This window comes from Halorubrum sp. Ea1, assembly GCF_002252965.1.
Lineage (GTDB): Archaea > Halobacteriota > Halobacteria > Halobacteriales > Haloferacaceae > Halorubrum.
Genome location: NZ_NHPG01000111.1, coordinates 26,397 through 48,386, shown reverse-complemented (window position 1 = coordinate 48,386; position 21,990 = coordinate 26,397). Strand labels below are relative to the sequence as shown.

The following is a 21,990-nucleotide window of genomic DNA, read 5'->3' as shown; positions in this document are numbered from 1 at the left end:
CACACTCCGACTCCACGAGACTCGTGACGGATCGCTCACCCGAGACGATAGTTGCGAACACGATCTCGTGCGATGTACATTGAGATGAGACCGACGAGACACGCGAGTACGGCCGAAACAAGGGTCCCACTAAGACCGATCACGAATTGATTAATACCGACGACCGAGGCGAGCGCGTGACCAGTAATACCAGAGTGAGCGAGACCGGTCGGGAGCGCAACGACGAGCACCATAATCGAATAGGTGACGAACGCGAGAGCGCTCGGGACGATCGCTTTCGTGCTTCGAGAGACGCTAACCGCCTCAAAGCGTGGGAACCCGATCCCGACGCCGGTCGCGATCGCGCCCGACCCGATTGACAACACAAGAGCTGCCGCCCCGAGACTCATGACGACCGGCACCGAGTGCGGACTGAGGAGGCCTGTAATAACGGTTGCCGCGACGGTCACGGGCGCTATGAGAAGCGCTCCAGAGACGACGTGGCCGATAACCAGCGAGCGCTCGGGGGCATCCGAGAGCAGTGTGACAGGGAGCGCTGCGCCCTCCTGACCCACCACGTTGAGCGCGAACAACGACCCGGCAACCCACGTTCCACTGAGTAAAATCCACAACGGAAGCCCCGTTCCGATCTCCCCTGTCTGGACGGCCGTGACAATCGGACCGGCGAGGACGATCAGGGGATACAGCGCGAACGATAGCGAGATCGGTGACCGACGAGCGCGTTTCCAATCGACTGCGACAACCCCGAAGACTGGCTGTGAGAGAATTCGTGAGAGCCCGCCCAACCGGGATGATCTATCAACCGATCGCTCGACTTCGTGGGTGATGTGAACGCCGTCGGCGTACCAGAGCCACGCTGCGAGTCGGTACAGCGACGCAACCGCGATGACGACGAACACTCCTGTGAATCCCATTGCGCCAATCGCTCGGAGCGGTGACGCACCGATCCCGAGCCCCAATGCGGCGAGATCGCCGAACCAGTCGATCGGTGTCGGCGCAAGCACCCGATAGATCGGTTCGAGAACTGATGCGAATGCGTTCGTGAAGATCAGTGCGAAATACCCGATACCAAGCAGAGCGAGAAACAGCGTTCGGAGGCGACTGAGCAGCCGCGATCGAACGCCGGCGTTCCGCACAGCCAGCGCAAGGATGAAGCCAGCCGGGATCCCGGTCACGAGGAGGAGACACAGTGTGAGCAACAGGGCAGGAATCGTGAGTAGTGAGCCGGCACCGACGGCGAACGCAACTGTGGCGGCGCTTCCAACTGTGACGAAGAACGCAGACCAAAGCATGAACTCAGCGAGGACGAGGCCACCGATCACGTCCCGGTGTGAGACTGTCGTCAACAAGCCGTCGAGATTGTCTGGCCGAAGTGCCACAGCGTACGCGCGATATCCACCGAACCCGACCACGAAGATCCATCCGTAGACGAACGCCATCCGGGCCCATTCGATGAGTGGTTCGGTCTCACTTCCGGCGACGAACCCACCGGCGAGATATGCCCCGAACACGCCGCCAAGCGAGAAAGGGAGTAACATGACGGCTGCGAACGCCATCGCCAGCAGCTGCGTCGTATTCCCCTTCATCGTCCGCCAGCGCCGCCGGAGTTCGGTCCGGGCAATGAGCCGCGGCCGTTTTGCACGCCTCATCGCTCCTCAATCCGTCCGTCGTCCTCAACTCGTCCGTCTTGTCGGTCGGTGACGTCTCCAGTGTTCCTGGGAGCCGATTCGGAAGCTGTCGGTCCGTGTTCGGCGGTGACCGAGAGGAACACGTCCTCAAGGGTTGTTCCCTCCTCAGCTTCCATCCGTGCCGTCAGTTCCGTGGGTGAGCCTTCGGTAACGAGGTCACCCTCATAGAGGACGCCGACGACGTCTGCGAGTTCCTCGACGACCGAGAGAATATGCGTCGAGAGGAACACCGTGTGGCCATCGTCGGTCAGATCTGCGATGACGTCGAGGACGGTCCGAGCCGCCCGCGGGTCAAGTCCGCTGGTCGGCTCGTCGAGGAATACGACATCAGGCTCGTGTAACAGCGCCTGAATCAGGCCGATCTTCTGGCGCATGCCCTTCGAGTAATCGTCGATCCGCTTGTCGGCGTCGTCCGTGAGATCGAATCGATCTAACCACTCTGTAATCTGGGTCTCCATCTCGGCGGCGGGGAGGTCTCGAAGCCGACCGAAGTATTCGAGCTGTTCACGGCCGGTGAGTTCGTCGAAGACCGGCGGTTCCTCGGGAAGATACCCTATCGATGCCCTGATCGCGTCACGATCAGAAACGGGGTTCCCGTCGATCCACGCCTCGCCGTCGGTGGGCCGCGTCAGCGATGTCAACATCCGCATCGTCGTCGTTTTTCCGGCCCCGTTCGGTCCAAGGAAGCCGTACACTGTTCCGTGTTCGACGGTGAGACCGAGCCCGTCGACGGCGATCTCTGTTCCGAACTGTTTCCTCAGTTCACGCGTCTCGATGGCGTCTCTGTCTCGTGTCATTGTGACGGATGGATAGTCAGGTTCGTACCGCAGTCGGTCATAGGGCGATACCTCCGACTCCGACAGCGACGAACGTCAGCGCGACCACCGTCGGGAACACCGCCTTCCAGAGCCGTGCGAACGCGAACCGTCTCGGGGAGCGATCGGTGATGACGAGATTGCCTGCGAGGACGACTTCATTCTGCTGGCGTTCCGTGTGTCCCGCGATAAGATACTCCTCGCCGGAATCGATCCGACGTTCAACGTAGCGCCGCGTGCCGAGTCCCGGAATAATCCGTGCCCATCTCGCAACGGGGTCGAGTTCGTCTCGCACGTCGACGAACCGTTGGATGCGCTCGGGCGGCGTTTCACTGGCACCGACGGTGATGACAGTCGATTCCGTATCGAGCGCGAACCGTTTGGCGGATGGGACGACATCCAGCGTGCCAATCGGACCGTCGAGGGTGAACGGACGCGTCGACACACCGTCGTCGAGATGGGCTTGAAACCACGGAATCCCGATCCCGAACGGTTGACGTTCGGTAACCTCAAACTCGAAACCGAGACACTGAGAGCCCGTGAACGGAGCTGTAAGGATCTTGCTCGATTCGTTCGCAACGCCGCGGCACACCACGAAGGAGCCGGTGTTGGTCACCTCACTTGGGTCTTGAATGTTAGCACGGAGGATACCCGGAATGACCGTAAGCGGTCGGATCCCGTACCAGCCGATCGCAAGACCGAGCGCGACGAAGCCGCTCCCGATGACCGTGTACAACATCAATGGGAGAGATATGGGTTGTCGAACCCATTAGAGCAGCAGTCGGCCGTCGACTTTGACCGCGAAGGATTCCCGTCTGCCTCAACGAGAGAGATAGCCGGAGCAAGTATCTCTAAGAACAGCTGTGGGATCTGGAGGACGGTGGCGACCGTCATCGGGACGGACAGTAGCAGTTGCTCACGGAGGAGCCGTGGGGCTTCTCGGAGGGGTTTGTGGAGGGCCATATTCCATGTATCCACGATAATCACATATAAAACGGGGGTACGATCCGAGCGAAACTGGTTGCGTCCAATATAAAAGCATAACCACGCATTCTTCGGGTAGCTCCGTCAGTTGGATTCGAGCGACTCGGCCCACTTGACGAAGTTGGCGAAGACGACCATCACCACGATGAAGAACACGACGAACACCCCGCCGTGTATGAAGTTGAACTGTCCTGAGAAGGCCAGAGAAACGAAGAGAAACGAAGCTACTGCGGCGATAGTTCCTGACAGGTACATGCGCAATTGAGTCTCCATACGTCTGAGACGACTCACTGGTGAATAAATGTATGTGAGAAAACAGGATGCAACTATGTTGAGATGGCTCTGTTGAAATCCTATTTTCCAGAGATATTATCACCTGAAACGTCTGGTCGCTGAAGAGTGCTTATTGATCAGTGATGGTTCTGCCAGTTCAAAGAGGCTATACGACTGACTCAGTCAAATTCGGGTGCAAAATCCTCGTCGAGCTCATCCGCAAGTTCGCCACCGCGAAGCCAAGTGATTTGCCAATTGTCGAATCCATATTGTGGGAGTAACGATTCGGCCGCTTCACCAAGTGGGATGTCGTTCGTTACGAGTATCACCTCATCCACAGTATCATTACGAAGCAGTTCAAGCGCAAATCCGATCATTTCCGTATCCGCTTTTTCTACGAGACCCTCTGATCGGTTACTGGCATTCGCGATGAAACTCCGTGCCTGATCCATCACTGTTGAGATATCCGAATCTGAATAGGACGGGCTTTCAGTTACTTTCATCCATCCCTCTTGGAGTGCTTTGTCAACAGCAGAATTACCCGTTGTGTACTCATCCAGAGATGGATCCCCAGTCACCTCTGCAGACACCTGTGGGGAAATACGAAAGACCGTTTCGCGCTGGCGAGCTTCTCGAGCAAGCGCCTGAAAGCGAGTACTCTCACGCCGACCACAGCTGATGAGGACGGACGAGTCGATGAAAACGACAGCTTCGTCGTACTTCATTCCGAGTTAGTCCTCAAAGACAGGTCGGAGGGCATCCAAAATAACGCCTGCTTCAAGCGATGAGAGCTCTTGTTCTCGAGCCATAATCTGATGCGTAACCGATCCATCGACGTATTCGCGAGCGTATTCCAACGCGACGGCGAGCCCATCCAATCCGTGACGATCTATGTACGTATCGATATCTTCGTCTTGCGTGCGACGGGCAATCGCCTCAACTAGCTCAGGTGTGATCTGCCGTTTGGTGTCGCCATCGATCAACTGGAGATCAATGTCATGAGCCGTGTATTCTGCTGGGCGGCCGTCGTTTGACTGGTCAATGAAGCCCGCGATTTCGAGATCGTCGATATACTCGTAGACCGTCCGCTGCGGAAGATCGTGCGTCTCGACGATGTCTTGAATTGTTGTTGATGGATGGTGGTGGATATACGTATATATCCATGCTTTGCGGGCGTTTCCGAGGAGTTCGAATGCTTCACCGCCCGTGTCGAGAGGAGTGTCCCGGTTTGCTTCTTTGGTTGCCATTGCTAGTAGCGAATTGTATGCAATTCGCAAAAAAGCTTGTTACTGGGCACTATATCAGATCTTCCTGTATTGACCGTAATCGGAGCAGAATAGCTGGTCACTGAAGATGCAAATTCATCAAATTACGGCAATCAGTCTTGATTACGGTAATGGGCAGCGAAGAGTTCTGTAAAGATACCGATAGCTGGAACGAGTTGAGCTACCGCTCCGGTAAGTTCGTCCATTGAGATGAGCAAATACGAGGCATAGGTGAATCCACCGAGTATCAACAGACAGCCTGCAGCCAAGGATAGAGGGTCTTCTACTCCATAGAAATAGAGCCGAGATGTTCCCCAAAGGATGAAAGATACCGGGATAGCCCACCTGATCACGGGTAGAATCTGCGGATACATCGTCAGCGCTCCAGCTACGAGGCCCCCACCAACGAGAAGGGTCAAGAGTCGCCCAATCAGGTTGTTCCAGACCTTATCGGCCGATTGACCAACGCTCATTACACTATTGTCACTACAGCATACAATAAGTATTCCATCGTGTCAACGACCCCTGACCCTTCCGGGTAGGTGGTGAAAGATAAAATCCAACGAGACCATTTGTCCAATACTTATTTACTGGTAGAAATGACTCCATCTCGTGGTTCGATTAGGTCCCCCCTCCCAATCGGCGAGTTGTCTTGATTCTCCGTCGATCGGAGTTGGTGAACTCATAACTCGGTACGTACAAGTTTCAAAATTGTTTCCTCACGGGTCAGACTAATGCCAACACGCCCTCCATCCGACGATTCAGACGATCAGCCATCTGATGACGATCTCACCGACTGGCCACCAACCGACTCGGGTCAACCCGATTCAAACCAACCGTGGATATTGCTTGGAATTGTTGGAATCGTTGCTGTTGCCATAGGCTGGTTCTTCAGGCCGTGGCTCCACGGACTCGTCTACACAGTGTACACGACGCCGCTACTGTTGCTTGGCCTTCTGGCCGGCAGTATCGCTGCGTGGGTCACCGCACGATTGGGTGACCGAGTAGAGACCGTCGTCAACGCGCTCTCCAGCAGCGACCACACGATTACGCCACTCCGTGTCGGGATGGTCGTACTCGTGATCGCTGCGTTTGCACTGCTGCCCGTCGCCAACGCGGTCGCTGGCGTCACATTAAGCGATCAAACAATGAGCCACACGGCCACAGTCGAGCGACTTGACGATGTTGATGCCGACAACCCACGCATCGTCACACGAGCGGTCGCCGATCGATACGCGTCGAACACGCTCAACCGGCCGCAGTACCGCGTCGGTGATACGGACATCAGCGTGGTGAACGGGACCCCCTACTGGGCGGCACCGCTCGCTCCGGACGGCCTGTTCAACACTATCACTAAACGACAGGCCGGGACCGTCCTCGTCGATATGACGACCCAGCAGGCGAACGTACGGTCCGTTGATGGCGAGCTCGAAACCGGCGTCGGAACGATCTTCCACCGGAACTACCGGTGGGAACTCCTCAAATCGCAGGCGTATCTCGTTGACTACGGCGACCCCAAGATGGTCATTCACAACGATACCCAGTATATCGCCGTCCCGTACTCGGAGCCGCAGTTCCATCTGACGCCGCTTCCGCACACCACGCCTCAGTGGGGAGGCGTCGCCGTCATCGATCCAAGCGGGTCGATCGAAACGCTCTCGCCTTCTGAGGCTGCTTCCAGTCCGATTCTTGACAATCAGCAGCTTTACCCCGAGAAACTCGCACTCCAGTCGGTCGCAGCGACGAAGTACCGCAACGGGATCCTCAACACCTACACCAGCCACGAAGACGAAATCGAGATTGCACCGCTGCCCGGCGACGGAAACGATCAGCCGTTCTTTATACTTACTGAGTCGGGCCCGCAGTACGTTGTCGCTGTCGAACCCTACGGTGACGCACAAGGGCTCCAAGAGTTGTGGACGATCGACGGCCAAAGCGGCGCCTTTGAGCGCTACGTACCAGCCGACTCGCTATTCGGCCCGCAGCGAGCAGCGGATCTTGTCAGGCAATCAGCGCCGCAGACGGACTGGGACCGCTTTGCCCCAGCCGAACCGATCCTCACCGTTATCGACAACCGAGAGTACTGGCAAGTACGCGTTGTCCCCGAAGATAACAGCGGGATCGCGTACGTCGCGTTTGTCGACGCTCGGTCCGGCGACGTTGACGCGTTCGAAGAAACCGACACAATCACCCAGTTCCTCGGCGGTGAGACTCCCGTTGAGACGCCCGGTGAAACGGATCCGAATGGAGAGATCGAAGAGGCGCCCGCAGTCATCGTCCAGCGGGTCGACGAGAACGGAACCGTGATCGAGACCATGAACGTGTACGACGACGAATCAGTTGAGATCCGGACGCCAACAAACAGGTCCACCACTGACACAGAAAATACGACCACCAGAACGCTAGGAAGCGGCCCTGTTTAGCCGCTGAACGACGTGGAGTGGAATCATACTACCCTCACAATCAGTAGGAACTAAGCTGGCTGCATCAACTGAGCAGTGGAGAGGCTACTGGATGTCTTGCCGGTAGAAGCCAACATTCAAGTCTAGAAGTTCGCTTGGATCTCCCGCGATATTTTCACAGATGGCTTTGTTGAAGTCCCATCTACCCGACATATCGAGTCACACAGTATCAGTACAGGAAAATAGTTAACGCTAATTCCAAGGGTGTATTACCCCAAGCTCGAACAGATTATCAAGTCCGCTAGCCGTTTAAAGGGTTTCAGTCTTCACCAGCTTTGCATCCCTGCTTCATAGAGGAGGACCACTGTTGTGTTTGCCAGTGAGAGGCTAGTATATGCGAGTGCTGGGGCAAGAAGCGAGTTGGTTCGTTCATAGGTGTAGGCGGCAATACCAAGCACCGCGAGATGCGTGGCCACGAACAGGCCGCCGGCGATAGATCCGATCTCAGCGATCCCCGAGAGGCTAATGACTGCAGCGACTAGTAGGACCGGAGCGTACGCTACGTAGTGAAGTCGTTCACTGCTAACGTACTCAACAGCAAAGACCCCGGCGCCTACCGAGATGGCGAACAGGACGGCACCAACGAGTTTCCCCAGGTCGGGGACTGTTGCCAACCCACCAGTATTGCCCATCATCACGAATCCGGTTATGAGCGTCGTCAGGACGATAGCGGTGTTTCCTCCGGCAACCTGTTTGAAGCTTCCCTGAACGAGTACCTGACTGACTATCACAAGCGTGGGAACCCCAACACCAATTCCCAGCCCAGCGAGAAGCAGCACTGGTATCACCGATACGTCGGCAGCGTAGGAGGTCATGGTGAGCGAGTTATACGGAACTCCGGTGAGTGAGCCAACAAGTTTGGTCAGTCCGACGAGCACAGCAGGTGCCAATCCCGCGAGCCCAATTAGGGACACGTCAGTTCGTTCCGGCAACTTAAGCCCGCTATCGACATCCCGGTAGGCGACGTACCCAGCAGTAAACAGTACAAGTCCGGCGATGAACAACCCTCCCGAAAGCATGCCGTCCATCAGACCCTCTTCGAACCAGGGAGGCGAACCGAACACTGCCAACAAGGCATCAGAAAGGATGCGCTGCCACACGTAGAGGCCAACCAAAATGACGGTTACGATAATACATTCCACTGCGATCGCCGGATCTAGTCGGGCAGTAGGACGTTTTCCGTTTCGGATAGCCATAATATCCACATTCGACCCAATTGCTTAGTTTTTGGGAGGTGGTTATCATTTGAGATACTGGAATTGAGCCTTCGCTTACTACGCAGGCTTTAGCGAACAGTTGTTTCAGATGAGAATATAATTCCAACAGAGCCTCACAGAGATTAAACTATCCCCTGATGAGTAGTGACACTGGTACAGCCAACCTGATGAACAAATTATGGCTTAGTCTCCGTTCCCTCAGCATCCGCGCTATTACAGACCTCTGCCGCGTGTCCCTCGATGGAAGTTAGTTCACCGTCGAGACAGAACGAAAACATGTAGGAAGCACTTCCGCCGGAAGCGTGAACGATTGCAATCTTAGCGGTTCTTTCCTCACCGTCGCAGTCTTCTATATCTGCACCGTTGGGGAACGCAAATGGAGCGTACGTCGTCTCGAACGGTGCCGTCTCACCCGGGGACACGACGAGGTCAGTTCTAGACGAGGACAGAGGACGATTCTGCCCAATACCAACAACGCCTGGACCGAAGTTTAATGACGACCGATCGAACGACTCGCTCTGCGGATCAACCGTCGGATTTGGGACATCACCGTAAATCCCGGCGAATCGGACGAGGAGCGGGGCTTCACCCTGATTTTCGATCTCAAATCGAGCACGGCCATCACGGAGTACCTCGACATCTTCCGTGTGTGCGTGGACGATTTCCGGTATCCACTGGCGGGCCCAACCGTCCGATGTTTTGGCCTTTACGTGAAGCGAGTCAGCGATGTACGTCTCTAGCCGGTCCGGGAATGCCACCGGAAACCGAATAGTTCCCGGTGGCTGCTTGATTGTCTCGTATTCTTCGTCTGTAGACGAATTATACAGAACGGCGTTCTGCACGCCGGCGGCATCCCGGAATTTGACGACGAGGTCTGTGCCGTCGAATCGATAATTCTCAAACACGTGGGGCGCCTCCGGTTGGTCGGCAGTGGATGAGAGCGATCCAACACAGCCAGTTGTCAGTAGAGTACCTCCGGCTATGAGAGATTGGAGGAGGGAACGACGGTTCATAGATGTAGCTGCTCACTTTCATAATAAGTAGCTTTGGTGCATTGACCTGCCAGATCTGGATATTATCGTGGAAAGTGTACCTAATAGAGTTGATCACCGGGACGAGTGCCTCTTCAGCGTCTAAACAATGCCCAATGAACAAATTACCGACTCCGAGACTTCCCCTTCTAGTAACTCAGAGGTAGTCCTGTAGGTGGAAAACTATGATTGGAGCCTTAGATACAGACAGTGTAGTTAGTGAGTGATTGTTTCCGCCTGTTAATACAGTGTTTTCTAGAGATTGAATGTGCCCGCATTCTCGGTTGCGCTGATCGTCCACCAGAAGTCACTGGCACTTCCCACCTTCCCGGTTAACATGCGCCCGATTGGTTCGTCGTCCGGAATGGGCGAGTAGACGACGTGGCCGGCTTCATCGTCCGGTGGCCGCTCGTCCACCGTGAACTCAATGGCGTACCACACGGGTTCACTGAAGACGGAGCCATACGTCTCGATGCCACCGGGTTCGAGTGTCGTCGAAGCTGAAAGGTTCCGCTGTGCGGATGAGGCTGATGTCTCGCCTATAACTGAATACGGTTCCTCGCCCAGCGCAGTGCCAACATCCGTGACATGCATCGTGATGGAGTGCGGAACGGTCTCGTCGTTGTTGATGACTCTGAGGCTGCCAGTCGGTGGCTCGTCGGACTGGCGGGACGAGCATCCCGCGATGCTGCCAAGAGACGCTGCACCGACTGCAGCAAGAACCGCACGTCGATTCGTGGAGGCATACCTAAGCATGGAAGGAGGGCACCCAAAAAGACCCACATTCCAAGCACAAAGAACAAAGAAGCGTCTCTGTTGAATTCCTATTCTTAAGACAATTTCAGCCAGAAACAGCGCGTTTGAGAGTCTTTTTGACACTAAATTTGTCAAAGGACAGGCAGAAGAACAGAGCCGGTTTTTGCGTGCTACTGGAAATGTCGGGGGATTACTGGTTCGCCCACTCCGGTGATTTGATGGTCGTATTTCCGACTTGAGTGAACCGTACGGTCTGAGTAATGACGCGCGGCCCAGATCGGTATTTAACCGTTTGTCGGGTCTCAATACGCTGGACGTACCCTTTTGGGTTGACGAACAGCGTCATTGACGCGTTTGAGGTAACGTGTGTTTTATTCAGGTCAGTTTGAACTCGATACAGTCGAGTACCGTTCCGCGTTACCTCTTCGACGGTCGTGTTCTGTCGTTCGCTGAATCGCAAAAGCAACTGCCGGTGAAAAGCGCTGTTAAGTCGCACTGACGTATTAAGCAGATCCGCGTTTCGGGTCCGACTCTCGTTACCTGACTGGATGCGAACGGTCGTTGTGTTTCCCTGCCGCCACGCCGACATTCTCTCAGATGCCCGTTCATACCGCTCCGGCGCATTGCCGGTGATCGTCGACTGACTGGTTGTCCACACCCGAACCGGCGGCTTCGCATCGACGCGCCACGTTCGCTCGTCCCTGACTCGGAACGTTCGGTTCTGATCCTGCGTTGTTGTGGTAGCGTGGGCAGTAAACGAGTTTGTCCGAAGCGTCTCCGTGTGTGCTTGGATCAGTACAGACGTGTCGGCCACATCATCAGCGGTAAGTTCAGCTGAGTTTGAGTCCAAGTCTGAGTCGGTATTGAGGGTACCTGCGCATCCTGCAGTGAGAAGCAGCACTGACACAGCTAGCGTGAGGGTGAGGCGATGATTGATCACTGCGGGATCACCCTGGGAAATCCATAGAAATAATAATAGATTTCAGCGACACCTGATACCGCGAGGAGCACGCCCGCAATCCGGTAAATCCGATCTGTGTATGCACTCAGTGTAGTAGTGAACGATGCACCGCCGAGCGCCGTCAGGCCCGTGGCCACGGCCAATATCGCAGTCATCCCGAACGCGTAGGATACCGCAACACCGATCCCGAGAACTGGCCCGACTGAAATTCCCTTCAACACAACCGCGATGAACAACGGGGCCGTACATCCAGCTGCAGCCGCCGCGTACAGCACGCCGAACAAAAAGAACCCGGTAAGCGATCGTTCCCGCTCAGGCAGTCGGACAACCGACCAAGCGGGCTTCCATCCGACAACCATCGCCCCACCGGTAATCAAGAACACGGCACCAACGACCACTTCGAGGATGGCGATGTCTGCAAGCGCCTGCGCGCCGAAAAACGCGGTCGTCCCTGCCAATCCGACATATACGAGTGTCATTCCGGCGCCGGCAAGCAAACTCAGTAGCGCTGCGCGAGTAACTGGTCGGCGGAAGCGTGAGAAGAACCCACCCGACTCAGGAGCCGCGCTTGAGTGGGTGAAGCCGAGCGTCGAACGGTCACCGTCGGGTTCCGATACCGTATCACTCACAAAATACGAAAGGTAACCAGGAAGTAGCGGGAACGCACACGGGGCGAAGAATGTAGCGACGCCAGCCGAAAACGACAGCCCGAACAACGCTGAAAGCGTTAAACTGGTCATTGTTATGATTCCGTGAGAAGCGGATCGATTATCGAAGTAAACTCCTTGAACGTGCGTGCTCGCACCGTTGATCTATCTCCTGTCGCAGGGGTCCCATCCACATCGAACACTAGGTTTGTCGGGTAGCTGTTCGCGTTCCACCGGTTGGTCGCAATCAGGGCTGGATCAGTGACGACTGGCCACTTCCCGTCGTACTCTCGCCAAAACTCTTGGATGAGTTTCTTGTCCACTTCCGGCGTGATCGAGACCATATGCAGCGTCTCAGTATCGTACTCCGCACGCAACCGCCGAAATTCCGGCATCTCTTCCTGACACGGTCGACACCATGTTGTGAAAAAATTTAATAGGACAATTTTCCCGTCTGGTTTGAGAACCACGTCCCCGTCAGGGAAACTATCTCGCGTCACGACCGACGGCAATGCAAGTGGTTCGGACTCACCAGATGTCCCGGCCGCAGATTCTGTCTCGTCGCTAGGTGTGTCTGAGTCGATCGACTGTAAGCTAGCACACCCAGCGAGACTACTCCCAATTGCGGTACTCACCATCCCAAGAAACGATCGACGCGGATTGGAGGGCATATCCATCGGTACGATAGTGAAAGAACCGTAATAATTCGGCTGAAGGCTACAAGAGCGATTTGATCCACAGAAACGTATCCATAGACGTTTATGTGAACTACCCCACCCTACTCGCTCACCGCTGATGCGGTTCGCTCCTTGAGGGTGCTGTCAAAACTCAAAAAGTTCTGACTGCTAACCAGAAGTCGTAGACTTCTGGTGATGGGGCTTCCTGTTTCAACGATGCGCTTTGCAGATACAGGTGTATCCACGGGAACGCAGTCTCCACAGACGCTGATTTGGAGTGACCCACTCCTACATCGTCAAGACCGCGAGAAAGAATATTCCACGCTGCGTTCGCAAATTAGGGAAGGCTCCCATCCTCTGAGTAGCAGTTATATCGTAATCGAGCAGTAGTAATTTGTTCACTTGCAGGATTCACGAGCGAAGCCACCACCTCATCATGAACTGGTGGTTCATTGAGCGATACCGCATACAGTTCACCCCTTTCCGAACTTAGCACCGGATGATTATCAGGATCAAGGCTACTCATCCCACGATTTGTCTCAAGGGGAATACGGGTCATAAGGCCACCATCTACATTTCGTACATTGATCGCATCAAATCGTTTATTCGAGACATCGGCCTCTGAGACCATGATTCCCAGCGCTACTTCCTCTTCCCCGGTTATCGGAGCCACTGACCGGAGATGTTGATTCCCACTTCCTTCACCTCTGCTCGAACAACGTGCGATTGTTTCATCAGTACCGAGGCAGCCTGCTGAAAGACTTAACCCACCAGCTATCCCGGTAAGAAGATCCCGTCTGGACAGCATACCCTACCAGTTTCCAAAGAAGACAATATAACTACTGGCTCTGTTAAAAACGATATATGAACATTCTGTGGCACGTTGGATACATCATTGTTGTAATCCTTGGGCTTGCCTACATTGTACTTCCGAAGCGAATTCACACGGTTGGATTTGAGTTCCTTCGGCATTCATCGCCCAGCCAATCTGAAGAGTCCAACACCCTGTCTGGCTTTATCGCGGATTAGGTGTACTATTTTTATTCATCGGCATAACAGGGGCCCTCTAAGTGGTGAATTTCCTGTTTGACTGATCTGTTGAATCCGCAGAAGGCGGCGGGATAGCGTCGCTCTGAAGATGGGAGCGAAGCGGAAGAGCCGAATGTGTCTAAACGGCTCTGTTGAAATCCTTAGGAACTGATAGGACCGGCGTGCGAGATACAGAGGGTGTGTGTAGCAAGTTCACCCCTTGTCTTTTCGGTCACTCCCAATGAGTCCTCCGTGCGAATGAACTCCTTACAAGAGCGGTGAACTCAACCCAACCGGCTCAATCACACTAAGAGGAGCTCGGGCCTGACGAAGCCGATCACGAGAATACCCGCCAGTACAGCGATCGCTGTGAGTCGCAGGGCACCAGAAGCCCGTCGTCGAGATTTTGGCAAGGACTCGGCAATGCCGGAGAGGGCCATCCCAGCACCAATAAATAGTGTGGCATAGTAGAGCGTCGCCCCTTTTAGAATGACGTAGTACGCTTGCTGCCCGGCTATCAGAAGTGCGCCACAGAGAAAAACCAGTCCAACCCCTCTAGAGGGCTCGCCGAACACGGTCTCATCGATAATGGAGGGCATCAAGCGTGTTGTCTCCGGCGACGTTCAAATATTGCTGGGTTTGCGTACCCGCCGCTGAGACGAGTATAGTGTGATCGTGAAACGGTGCTGATGGCGCTGACCGACTCGTGCTCTATATTCAGCACAGCTGCAAAAACATATCACCTGCTGAGGATTTCAACAGAGCCGTCTAAACTCCTCTTCCGCTTCGTTAAGCAAGCCGCGTCGCTGGCTCAAAAGCGCTGCGCCGCCAGTCCAACGGCGGTGAGTGATCCGACTGGCAACGGATTTCCCGGCTGGAAGCATGTCACGCTCCACTTTTTGCGGGTTCATATGGATGCGACGTACCGCGAGGTCGTCGATTGGGCGAGTGAGATGGATCGCGTTCGTGGTCTGTTACAGCTCGCTCGAACGGCATTTCCCGCACCCTCAACGCTGTACCGGTCGTTTGAGAGGGTGCCCATGTCAGTGTGGCGCGGCTTCCTTCATGAGTCAGCGACCATCTGCGATCCGGGCTCGCACGGTGCCATCGATGCCACATTCTTCGATCGGGAAACGGCATCGAGACACTACCAACACCGCTCTGATCGCCACATAAGCACGCTCAAAACGACGGCACTCGTCGATACAGACTTGTGTGCCATCCTCGATCTTCACTGCTCGGCACACTGGCCTCACGACACCCAGACTGGCCGTCGAGTCGCCCTTCGTAACACCGAGAAAATCGAAAGTCTCGCCGGCGACAAGGGCTATGACGACCAATCTCTCCGGGACGCCCTCCGATCAGAGGGCGTCCGGCCCCTGCTGCGTCATCGGTTGTTCGCTGCTTGTACGATCGCGCGCACAACGCACGGTTGGACAGCGAGCTATACGGCCAGCGCTGGATGGCCGAGACCGCCTTTTCGGCTATCAAGCGTCGGTTCGGCCCCGCTGTCCACCCTCGCGCGTGGTACCGCGAGTTCCGCGAGCTCGTGGTGACCGCCACAGTCTACAACCTCGAACAGGCACTCAAACAGTGATCCCCACGCCGTCATCGGATTCAACAAAGCAGAACAGAGAGGATTTCGAACAACCTCCGGGAGCGGTCTCTCCGCCATTCAATGAGACAGTATCCGAAACACCGACGTGGTGAACGCGAATCCTCGGAGGGTTCGTCGTTGTGCCTGTCGGTCAAGCAACCCGAAGATAACTCCGAGTCCGGCGACGCGTCAGCAACTCCCTGCTGGCACAAACAACAGATGGAATCAACGGCGTCGAGGATAGGAGTATCGGCGGTTTGGCACCGCCAGTCAGCCACCGAACACGACGACTGGGTTAGATGTGAACTCCCGTAAAGCGGCGGAGTCATGGTTGCGAACCTGAAACTCCCACCGCTCGGGATTCCTCAGCCTTCAGGCGGAGGAGGATGTCAATTCAATAGAGCTAAAATTCTTGAGACGGCCTGAATCAACGTCTGTCAACTAGATGGCGACAGAGAGTTGAGGACGTACATCTGCAACCACCAGTACACCTCGAAATCAGAAGTCGGGCCGGTGGCATGGTCTGTGCGCTTCACGTGGGACGACCGCAACTGGTCAGAGAGACCACACTCCATCAATAGGGCACACCCCAACCAAGAGCGTACTAACCGGAGTACAGGCGGCGGAAAACTTGCCTCGGTGGAACGGCATAGCCAATATCCTTCACCGGAAGACCTCCACGGTCTCAACTGTGGGAGGGCGTCAATCCGGCTATAGAGAGGATGAATTAGCCGTCTACCGGCCCAAACAACCGGTAGCACGAGCGTAGCGTTATTGTTCTATAAACTTCAACTCACAGAGAGAATGCCCGAGGTTTTCACGCAACGACACCCGACAATTGGCGTGGTGGGGCCAGCGTCGGTCGAAACGACGCTCCAAGACGCGCAGGATTCGCTTGACGTGGCTGTTTCAATAGCACCTGCCGGACGTGACGCTCCCGGCTCAGTCGAGGAGTTCGATTGCGTGGTTGCCGCGGTAACGCCTGAGTCGGGCAGCGTCGACCGGACAGACGCCGATACAGCCGCGTCACTGACCGAGGTCAGCAACTGGACGGTCCGGAACGCCGCCCGTGACTCCGCCCCACCGGTGGTGTACGTCGCCCCTACGGAGGCATCGATCGCCGAAGCGCTTGAGGCCGGTGTGACGGAGTATCTGCCGTGGGAACTGCTCGCGCAATCGCCGACGACAGTGCTCAAGCGGGCGGTTACCGCGACGGAGGAACGGCCGACCGCCGACTATCGGACCATCTACGACAACGTCTCTGAGCCACTGACGCTTCATGACCCCCGGACGGGAGAGTTGATCCACGCGAATCGGCGGCTCTGTGAGTTGCTGAAGTATGACCGAGCGGAGCTCATTTCGATGCAGGTTGGCGATTACACTGCGAGTATCGACGGGTACGATCAGGCCGCTGCTATGGAGATTATCACCTCCGCGACGGAGAGCGGAACCGTCGGTCCAATTGAATGGCCGCTTGAGACGGCCGACGGCGAACACGTCTGGGTCGAAGCGACGCTGACGACAGTCACGATAGACGATCAGGAACTGGTGTTGGCGACCGCCACGGACGTGACCGACCGTCGACGGCAGCGCCGTCAGTTCCGCGAGATCTCGACTCATATCGATGAGGTCGTTTATTTGGCACGTGCGGATCTCTCGGAGGTTCTCTTTATCAACGAGGCCTACGCGGATTTGTTCGACCAACCGGTCGAACGCCTGTATGACGACCCGATGGCCGTTCTCGACGCCGTTCATCCGGACGACCGCGAGGCGTACCACTCGGACCTCGTCGCCATGAGCGAACACATCCGCGGGGAGGAGTCGGGGCCGTACACGTTCAGTCACCGACTCCGCGTGGACGGTGAGACACGTTGGGTTGAGGTACGCGGCTATCCGAGCCGCGGTCCAGGCGGTGCCGTTGACCGGATCGTCGGGGTCATTCGAGACGTTACCGATGCGCGGCGCCGTGAGCGCGAGTACGAGCAGATATTCAACGGCGTTACCACTGCGATCGCAGTCCACGACCCCGACACGGGTGAAATGGTCGACGTGAACGACAGTTACGTCGAACTGTTCGGATACGACTACGACACGATTCTTCAACAAGGAATCAACGACCTCAGTGTTCCCGAAGAGGGGTACACTGATGAGCGCGCGAGACGGCTCATCACCGATGTCGGCGAAGACGAGGAGGATAAAACAGTCGAGTGGCGAATTGAGACTGCCGAGGGCGACCACCGTCTCATCGAAGCGAACCTCACAGTCGCGACTGTAGGCGGCCAGCGACGTGTCCTCTCGTTGATGCGCGATATTACAGAACAGAAACGTCGCGAGCGGGAGTACGAGCAGATCTTCAATGGAGTCAACGACGCTATCGCTATCTTCGACCCGCAGACAATCTCCTTTACCAGTGTCAACGATTCGTATCACGAGCTTGTAGGGTGCGACGATCTCGAGCGCATTCGCGAACTCGGTATCGAGGGTCTCAGCGCGACTGGGGACGGGTACACAGCGGAACGCGGCAAAGAACTAATTCAGACTGTCGCCGGTTCCGGTGAACCGAAGACCATCGAGTGGAAAGTCGCGCCGCCGGACGAGGAGCAATCATGGATCGAGGTCACGTTGGCGACGGCTGAGATCGGTGGTGAACAGCGAGTCCTGTCGATCCAGCGTGATATCACGGAGCGGAAGCGTCGCGAACGAGAGTTCGAACAGGTCTTCAACGGCGTGACGGACGTGATCGGGATCTACGACCCGCAGACTGCGGAGCTGCTCGACGTCAACGACACCATGTGTGAGCTCCTGGGATATGACCGCGACACGATCATCGATATGGACCCAGAAGAGGTGACGGCGACGGCACTCGGATTCGATGCGGACACGATCGGAGAGGTCGTCCGCGACGTGGCCAAATCCGGTGATCCGGCGAGAGACATCGAGTGGGCGCTGCGGACCGCCAGCGGCGAGGTAGTATGGCTTGAGGTCAACGCGACGTTAACAGAGATTGGCGGCGAGCAGCGTGTGGTCACTATCGCTCGTGACGTCACCGGACGGCGTGACCGCGAAGAGCGGGTACAAGTGTTGAACCGCGTGCTGAGGCACAACGTGCGGAACGATATGGATGCGGTCTTGGGATACACGGCTGCAATTGAGGAGACGGCGGAAGACGAGGTCGTCCGAGGATACGCCGAAAGCGTTCACGACATCGCGAACAGTCTCTTGGAACTGAGCGGTAAGGCGCGTGCCGCCAGTCAGATGCTTCAGGACAACGACCAACCGGAAAATCGCAGAGTCGGAACAGTACTGGAGTCTGTCGTCGCCGACCTCCGTGAGTCTCACGACGAAGCGACGATTCAACTGTACTCCGCGGAGGCTCCCGCACCAGCTGATACAGCTGTCTTTCGGCTGGTCTTAAGCGAGCTCGTCGAGAACGCCGTCGAACACGGTGGCGACTCCCCGGACGTCGAAATTGAGACGACGCCGTCTACGGCTAATGATGAGACGCGAATCACGGTGCGTGACGACGGACCCGGCATCCCTGACCGCGTGCTCACTCCGTTCCGAGCCGACGGTGAATCGCCGTTCCAGCACAATCACGGGATCGGCCTCTGGCTTGTCAACTGGGGTGTTCGGCAACTCGGTGGCGGTATCGAGTTCGAGCGGCCCACCGATGGCGGAACTGCCGTTCACCTTTCTTTGCCAAACGTGCTGCGCTGACGGCTGTGAATGAAGCAGCACGCCCGGTTCCGAACAGGCTCGTTCTGCTTTGTTGAAATTCTCAGCAGGTGACACGTTCCACTACGATCACAGTTAGTACAACCTACGATGTCACCACCCTTTTTTCACTCTCTCGCAGTTGGGTGAATGCTTCTGCTAGGGTCGCAAGGATGAGTAGCGAAAACGGGAGTCCGACAATACCTGACAGCAGGATTCCTATTGCTTGCCCGGCAATGGCACCGACCACTAACGATGTAATCGCTGTTAACACACCTGAGATGAGCCCAATCCCAGCGACAACTACTAATAATAATCCAAACAGTCGCAGCCAATGGCCGCGCGTTAGCTGCCAGCTATCTCGAAACCCGGCGATGAAGTTCTTGTCCTCTACCGCAACATACACGATCATGAAGATGAACGCGACGTACGCGATGATCCCGGGAATAACAAAGAGCACTGATCCGACGAACATGAGAACCCCGTATATGAGCCCACCAACGAGTGAGTTTAGCAGGACCGGCACAATATTTCGCGTGTAGTACTCTGACGGAATTGTCCGTGTATGACCGCCGACAAACGTTCGAATCGTGACAACCGTGAGCCATTGAAGCCCGAGCAACATGAGGATAGCTGCGCTCACGGAAACGGCAAGCGGGGCGTCGATTGACGGGAGAGCTACGTTCTCTGTCGGCGTACCTGACTGCTCAAGCCCCGTGACGACAGCGCTATAAAACGGGATCTGCCACGCAGCCCCGATAATCAAATATGCGACCATCAACAGCAAGCCGTTACGATTCGCGACACGACTGATTCCGCCAGCAAGCGATGAACCAATGTTGAGTGTCACGCTAGATACATCTCGTGTCGACCTGATACATTGTACTGACGCGTTTCACTCTCTGAAACTCGGCGTTTCACGGAGGTGTGTTGGAACTTTATCACTACATCAAATAGACTCACATGGAAATATCAGAAGCACAAGCAATCCGCGGGCCACACGGAGGGAAGCCCCCTGACACGGCACCGCCATTCTCAGCATCAGCTCAATATAAAACCATGAGTTGACGGCTACGTGAACGAGTCAGTTGCCATGACTACTGGTGATCTCGAAGCGTGCCCCTAGTGTCTGATCTGATTAGCTAAGTAGCCACCCAGCGGTTTGCGGGTACGTGCTTCTGAGCCTGAGACGCGAGTAGCCGATTTATCATCGGCGTATGCCATGGGCCCCGTATGAGCAGTCCTGATTGGGCGGGGCAAAGACTGTCGAGACGCAGTCTGCTTGGTTCGTGTATTGCTGCCGGAACTGCCGCTCTCGCAGGATGTACGTCCGGATCTCTCGAGGCTGAAACCACGGTCACCAGAGAGTATGACGGAACCGACGTCTCAGAAATCAACGTCCAAGGCGTAAACGGTGACATTACGATTCGTGATGCGCAGCGTGAGACGATCCAGCTCGACGGCAAAAAACGGGCAGCAAGCGAGGAAGATCTTGACCGCATCACGCTACAAGCCGACCAATCCGACGGCCGCCTGTCGCTCACTGTTGACACGGAAGGTAGCAGCTTCCTTCCCTTCGGTTCGTCCCCACTACAGATGAATCTGACACTGACCGTTCCTGAAGGATTACACCTTACTGCTGAGGCGACGAACGGTGATGTCGATATAGAAACTAGCGAAGCTGAGAGCGTCACCGCCGATACGACAAACGGCGATATCACACTTTTAGCATCTGCGCCTGTTGAAATCCGAACCGACACGACAAACGGTGATATCTCAATTACCCTGCCAGCAACTGCGGAGCCAGCAATATCGTTTGACACAACCAATGGCGACACCATAATCAACAGATTCCAAGCGGATTCAACTGAGTCTGGGGCAGCGGTCGACCGGATGGTTGGAAACGGTACGCACCGTGTTACAGCAACTAGTATGAACGGTGATATTACTATCCGCGGTAGGGAGGTAAACTGATGATCAGATGGTTCCAATCAAAGGACTTCGCAGTTCAGCTCATGATCCTCGCAGCAGTCTTTGACCCGCTAGGATTTGCTAGCGGGTATTTGATAGCGCCCTCGTTTGAGATCGCTCCGCTCTATGGCGGAATCGCCGGCCTAATCGCCGGGAGTTTCGTACTGTCTCTTCATGTGCTGTACACATCCATGACTCGATAAATAACCTCTCTAAAGGGCTGAACTGCCCGTGGGGAACTTGTGAAGCGCTGAGGTCCACGCGTTCAAATCCGTGTTGTTTCCTAAAGGCACTCTATCAAACCATTTCACCGCCAGAGACACTCCGAACGGGTTTAATCTAAAACCACATCGATAGCAATACGCCTTCCAACGATGAATCGACACATGCGTTCGTCATCCGACTCCGTTACGCGACGGCGAGCCCTCGCAATCGGTGCTAGTGCCGCCGTAGCGTCCACCGCCGGCTGCTCGACAGTACTTAATGCGATCGGCAACCGAGTCTTCAAAGAGGTCAACCTCCTCAACCAGCTGAATCAGGAGGTCAGCGGGTCGATCGAAGTCGTAGACCCCGATGGAGAGACGGTCCTCGATACACCGTTCGACGTTCCCTCTACCGAGTCAGACGGTGAGAGTAATATCGTCGCCTACGCCGACGTATGGACCACCACCGGCGAGTATCAAGTTGACTTGGAGCTCGCGGATACCGTGATAGCAGGGACTTCACAGCTGAATCAGCGATTTTCGATTACTAATACTGAAGAGGAAATCGTCGCCATCTCTATCGGCTCGAGCGACCAAAGTGAACCGATCGCGCTTCGAGTCGGAGAGTCGTTCTCGGATCTCGGTCAGACAAACGAGACCAGCTAACCGGGGGAAAACAGTTTCGCGAGTATGCATTCGA

The 21,990-nt window shown here is 55.7% G+C and carries 21 protein-coding genes and 2 pseudogenes; 6 read left to right on the top strand and 17 right to left on the bottom strand.

Annotated features, from left to right (window positions below; all coding sequences use genetic code 11):
- Positions 1 to 35: 35 nt before the first annotated feature.
- The 8 genes from DJ73_RS13600 to DJ73_RS13565 all read right to left on the bottom strand — a co-directional run bounded on the left by DJ73_RS13600 (position 36) and on the right by DJ73_RS13565 (position 5,498).
- Positions 36 to 1,556, bottom strand: coding sequence for a hypothetical protein (locus DJ73_RS13600; protein ID WP_254921664.1), 1,521 nt, complete (start codon positions 1,554 to 1,556; stop codon positions 36 to 38).
- An 89-nt stretch (positions 1,557 to 1,645) separates the two neighbouring features.
- Positions 1,646 to 2,485 (bottom strand): ABC transporter ATP-binding protein, encoded by an 840-nt coding sequence (locus DJ73_RS13595; protein WP_094525111.1) that lies wholly within the window; start codon positions 2,483 to 2,485, stop codon positions 1,646 to 1,648.
- Positions 2,486 to 2,522: 37 nt separating this feature from the next.
- Complete coding sequence (locus tag DJ73_RS13590; protein ID WP_094558231.1) at positions 2,523 to 3,242, bottom strand: hypothetical protein; 720 nt, start codon at positions 3,240 to 3,242, stop codon at positions 2,523 to 2,525.
- Positions 3,242 to 3,466, bottom strand: coding sequence for a hypothetical protein (locus DJ73_RS13585; protein WP_094525113.1), 225 nt, complete (start codon positions 3,464 to 3,466; stop codon positions 3,242 to 3,244). Before DJ73_RS13585 ends, DJ73_RS13590 begins: the two co-directional genes overlap by 1 nt.
- A gap of 105 nt (positions 3,467 to 3,571) precedes the next feature.
- On the bottom strand, positions 3,572 to 3,760 hold the full coding sequence (locus DJ73_RS13580; RefSeq protein WP_094525114.1) for a hypothetical protein: 189 nt from the start codon (positions 3,758 to 3,760) through the stop codon (positions 3,572 to 3,574).
- Positions 3,761 to 3,939: 179 nt separating this feature from the next.
- Positions 3,940 to 4,485, bottom strand: a complete 546-nt coding sequence (locus tag DJ73_RS13575; protein ID WP_217900448.1) for a hypothetical protein — start codon at positions 4,483 to 4,485, stop codon at positions 3,940 to 3,942.
- Between the two features lie 6 nt (positions 4,486 to 4,491).
- A complete protein-coding gene (locus tag DJ73_RS13570; RefSeq protein WP_094525115.1) occupies positions 4,492 to 5,007 on the bottom strand; it encodes a helix-turn-helix domain-containing protein in 516 nt (171 codons plus the stop codon).
- A 131-nt stretch (positions 5,008 to 5,138) separates the two neighbouring features.
- Positions 5,139 to 5,498, bottom strand: a complete 360-nt coding sequence (locus DJ73_RS13565) for a hypothetical protein (RefSeq protein WP_094525116.1) — start codon at positions 5,496 to 5,498, stop codon at positions 5,139 to 5,141.
- Positions 5,499 to 5,759: 261 nt separating this feature from the next.
- Between DJ73_RS13565 and DJ73_RS13560 the strand changes: the two genes are divergently transcribed.
- Positions 5,760 to 7,448 carry a hypothetical protein gene (locus tag DJ73_RS13560; protein WP_094525117.1) on the top strand — a complete coding sequence of 563 codons (1,689 nt, stop codon included), beginning with the start codon at positions 5,760 to 5,762 and terminating at the stop codon, positions 7,446 to 7,448.
- A gap of 305 nt (positions 7,449 to 7,753) precedes the next feature.
- On the opposite strand, the gene DJ73_RS13555 is transcribed toward DJ73_RS13560, so the two are convergent.
- The 8 genes and pseudogenes from DJ73_RS13555 to DJ73_RS13520 form a co-directional block, all read right to left on the bottom strand.
- Positions 7,754 to 8,629, bottom strand: a complete 876-nt coding sequence (locus tag DJ73_RS13555; protein WP_141212965.1) for a hypothetical protein — start codon at positions 8,627 to 8,629, stop codon at positions 7,754 to 7,756.
- Positions 8,630 to 8,880: 251 nt separating this feature from the next.
- Positions 8,881 to 9,717: a hypothetical protein gene (locus tag DJ73_RS13550; RefSeq protein ID WP_094525119.1), complete on the bottom strand. Its 837-nt coding sequence runs from the start codon at positions 9,715 to 9,717 to the stop codon at positions 8,881 to 8,883.
- A 273-nt stretch (positions 9,718 to 9,990) separates the two neighbouring features.
- Positions 9,991 to 10,491 carry a hypothetical protein gene (locus DJ73_RS13545; protein ID WP_141212059.1) on the bottom strand — a complete coding sequence of 167 codons (501 nt, stop codon included), beginning with the start codon at positions 10,489 to 10,491 and terminating at the stop codon, positions 9,991 to 9,993.
- A gap of 936 nt (positions 10,492 to 11,427) precedes the next feature.
- Positions 11,428 to 11,931: a hypothetical protein gene (locus tag DJ73_RS13540; protein WP_094525121.1), complete on the bottom strand. Its 504-nt coding sequence runs from the start codon at positions 11,929 to 11,931 to the stop codon at positions 11,428 to 11,430.
- Between the two features lie 263 nt (positions 11,932 to 12,194).
- A complete protein-coding gene (locus DJ73_RS20420; protein WP_254921668.1) occupies positions 12,195 to 12,737 on the bottom strand; it encodes a TlpA disulfide reductase family protein in 543 nt (180 codons plus the stop codon).
- Positions 12,738 to 12,877: 140 nt separating this feature from the next.
- Positions 12,878 to 13,110: pseudogene (locus DJ73_RS13530) on the bottom strand (RNA-guided endonuclease TnpB family protein); the annotation flags it as partial.
- A 3-nt stretch (positions 13,111 to 13,113) separates the two neighbouring features.
- Entirely contained in the window at positions 13,114 to 13,584 is a 471-nt protein-coding gene (locus tag DJ73_RS19865; RefSeq protein ID WP_141212061.1) for a hypothetical protein, read from the bottom strand.
- A 523-nt stretch (positions 13,585 to 14,107) separates the two neighbouring features.
- Entirely contained in the window at positions 14,108 to 14,404 is a 297-nt protein-coding gene (locus DJ73_RS13520) for a hypothetical protein (protein WP_074796968.1), read from the bottom strand.
- Positions 14,405 to 14,548: 144 nt separating this feature from the next.
- Between DJ73_RS13520 and DJ73_RS13515 the strand changes: the two are divergent.
- Both DJ73_RS13515 and DJ73_RS13510 read left to right on the top strand, forming a co-directional pair.
- Positions 14,549 to 15,402: pseudogene (locus DJ73_RS13515) on the top strand (IS5 family transposase).
- An 804-nt stretch (positions 15,403 to 16,206) separates the two neighbouring features.
- Positions 16,207 to 19,119, top strand: coding sequence for a PAS domain S-box protein (locus tag DJ73_RS13510; RefSeq protein ID WP_094558230.1), 2,913 nt, complete (start codon positions 16,207 to 16,209; stop codon positions 19,117 to 19,119).
- 103 nt (positions 19,120 to 19,222) lie between these two features.
- Here the strand turns inward: DJ73_RS13510 and DJ73_RS13505 are convergent, their stop codons facing one another.
- Positions 19,223 to 19,966 carry a hypothetical protein gene (locus tag DJ73_RS13505; RefSeq protein ID WP_241881403.1) on the bottom strand — a complete coding sequence of 248 codons (744 nt, stop codon included), beginning with the start codon at positions 19,964 to 19,966 and terminating at the stop codon, positions 19,223 to 19,225.
- A 383-nt stretch (positions 19,967 to 20,349) separates the two neighbouring features.
- Between DJ73_RS13505 and DJ73_RS13500 the strand changes: the two genes are divergently transcribed.
- The 3 genes from DJ73_RS13500 to DJ73_RS13490 all read left to right on the top strand — a co-directional run bounded on the left by DJ73_RS13500 (position 20,350) and on the right by DJ73_RS13490 (position 21,956).
- Positions 20,350 to 21,090, top strand: coding sequence for a DUF4097 family beta strand repeat-containing protein (locus tag DJ73_RS13500; protein WP_094526491.1), 741 nt, complete (start codon positions 20,350 to 20,352; stop codon positions 21,088 to 21,090).
- Positions 21,090 to 21,290, top strand: coding sequence for a hypothetical protein (locus tag DJ73_RS13495; RefSeq protein WP_094523952.1), 201 nt, complete (start codon positions 21,090 to 21,092; stop codon positions 21,288 to 21,290). The genes DJ73_RS13500 and DJ73_RS13495 overlap by 1 nt, the downstream gene beginning before the upstream one ends.
- Before the next feature lie 183 nt (positions 21,291 to 21,473).
- Positions 21,474 to 21,956 (top strand): hypothetical protein, encoded by a 483-nt coding sequence (locus tag DJ73_RS13490; protein ID WP_241881405.1) that lies wholly within the window; start codon positions 21,474 to 21,476, stop codon positions 21,954 to 21,956.
- The last annotated feature ends 34 nt before the right edge of the window (positions 21,957 to 21,990 follow it).

What these genes read in the sequence shown, in the direction of transcription:
- DJ73_RS13600 (WP_254921664.1), bottom strand. Translation starts at nt 1,556, where the DNA reads ATGGCGTTCGCAGCCGTCATGTTACTCCCTTTCTCGCTTGGCGGCGTG.
- DJ73_RS13595 (WP_094525111.1), bottom strand. Translation starts at nt 2,485, where the DNA reads ATGACACGAGACAGAGACGCCATCGAGACGCGTGAACTGAGGAAACAG.
- DJ73_RS13590 (WP_094558231.1), bottom strand. Translation starts at nt 3,242, where the DNA reads ATGTTGTACACGGTCATCGGGAGCGGCTTCGTCGCGCTCGGTCTTGCG.
- DJ73_RS13585 (WP_094525113.1), bottom strand. Translation starts at nt 3,466, where the DNA reads ATGGCCCTCCACAAACCCCTCCGAGAAGCCCCACGGCTCCTCCGTGAG.
- DJ73_RS13580 (WP_094525114.1), bottom strand. Translation starts at nt 3,760, where the DNA reads ATGGAGACTCAATTGCGCATGTACCTGTCAGGAACTATCGCCGCAGTA.
- DJ73_RS13575 (WP_217900448.1), bottom strand. Translation starts at nt 4,485, where the DNA reads ATGAAGTACGACGAAGCTGTCGTTTTCATCGACTCGTCCGTCCTCATC.
- DJ73_RS13570 (WP_094525115.1), bottom strand. Translation starts at nt 5,007, where the DNA reads ATGGCAACCAAAGAAGCAAACCGGGACACTCCTCTCGACACGGGCGGT.
- DJ73_RS13565 (WP_094525116.1), bottom strand. Translation starts at nt 5,498, where the DNA reads ATGAGCGTTGGTCAATCGGCCGATAAGGTCTGGAACAACCTGATTGGG.
- DJ73_RS13560 (WP_094525117.1), top strand. Translation starts at nt 5,760, where the DNA reads ATGCCAACACGCCCTCCATCCGACGATTCAGACGATCAGCCATCTGAT.
- DJ73_RS13550 (WP_094525119.1), bottom strand. Translation starts at nt 9,717, where the DNA reads ATGAACCGTCGTTCCCTCCTCCAATCTCTCATAGCCGGAGGTACTCTA.
- DJ73_RS13545 (WP_141212059.1), bottom strand. Translation starts at nt 10,491, where the DNA reads ATGCTTAGGTATGCCTCCACGAATCGACGTGCGGTTCTTGCTGCAGTC.
- DJ73_RS13540 (WP_094525121.1), bottom strand. Translation starts at nt 11,931, where the DNA reads ATGACACTCGTATATGTCGGATTGGCAGGGACGACCGCGTTTTTCGGC.
- DJ73_RS20420 (WP_254921668.1), bottom strand. Translation starts at nt 12,737, where the DNA reads ATGGTGAGTACCGCAATTGGGAGTAGTCTCGCTGGGTGTGCTAGCTTA.
- DJ73_RS19865 (WP_141212061.1), bottom strand. Translation starts at nt 13,584, where the DNA reads ATGCTGTCCAGACGGGATCTTCTTACCGGGATAGCTGGTGGGTTAAGT.
- DJ73_RS13520 (WP_074796968.1), bottom strand. Translation starts at nt 14,404, where the DNA reads ATGCCCTCCATTATCGATGAGACCGTGTTCGGCGAGCCCTCTAGAGGG.
- DJ73_RS13510 (WP_094558230.1), top strand. Translation starts at nt 16,207, where the DNA reads ATGCCCGAGGTTTTCACGCAACGACACCCGACAATTGGCGTGGTGGGG.
- DJ73_RS13500 (WP_094526491.1), top strand. Translation starts at nt 20,350, where the DNA reads ATGAGCAGTCCTGATTGGGCGGGGCAAAGACTGTCGAGACGCAGTCTG.
- DJ73_RS13495 (WP_094523952.1), top strand. Translation starts at nt 21,090, where the DNA reads ATGATCAGATGGTTCCAATCAAAGGACTTCGCAGTTCAGCTCATGATC.
- DJ73_RS13490 (WP_241881405.1), top strand. Translation starts at nt 21,474, where the DNA reads ATGCGTTCGTCATCCGACTCCGTTACGCGACGGCGAGCCCTCGCAATC.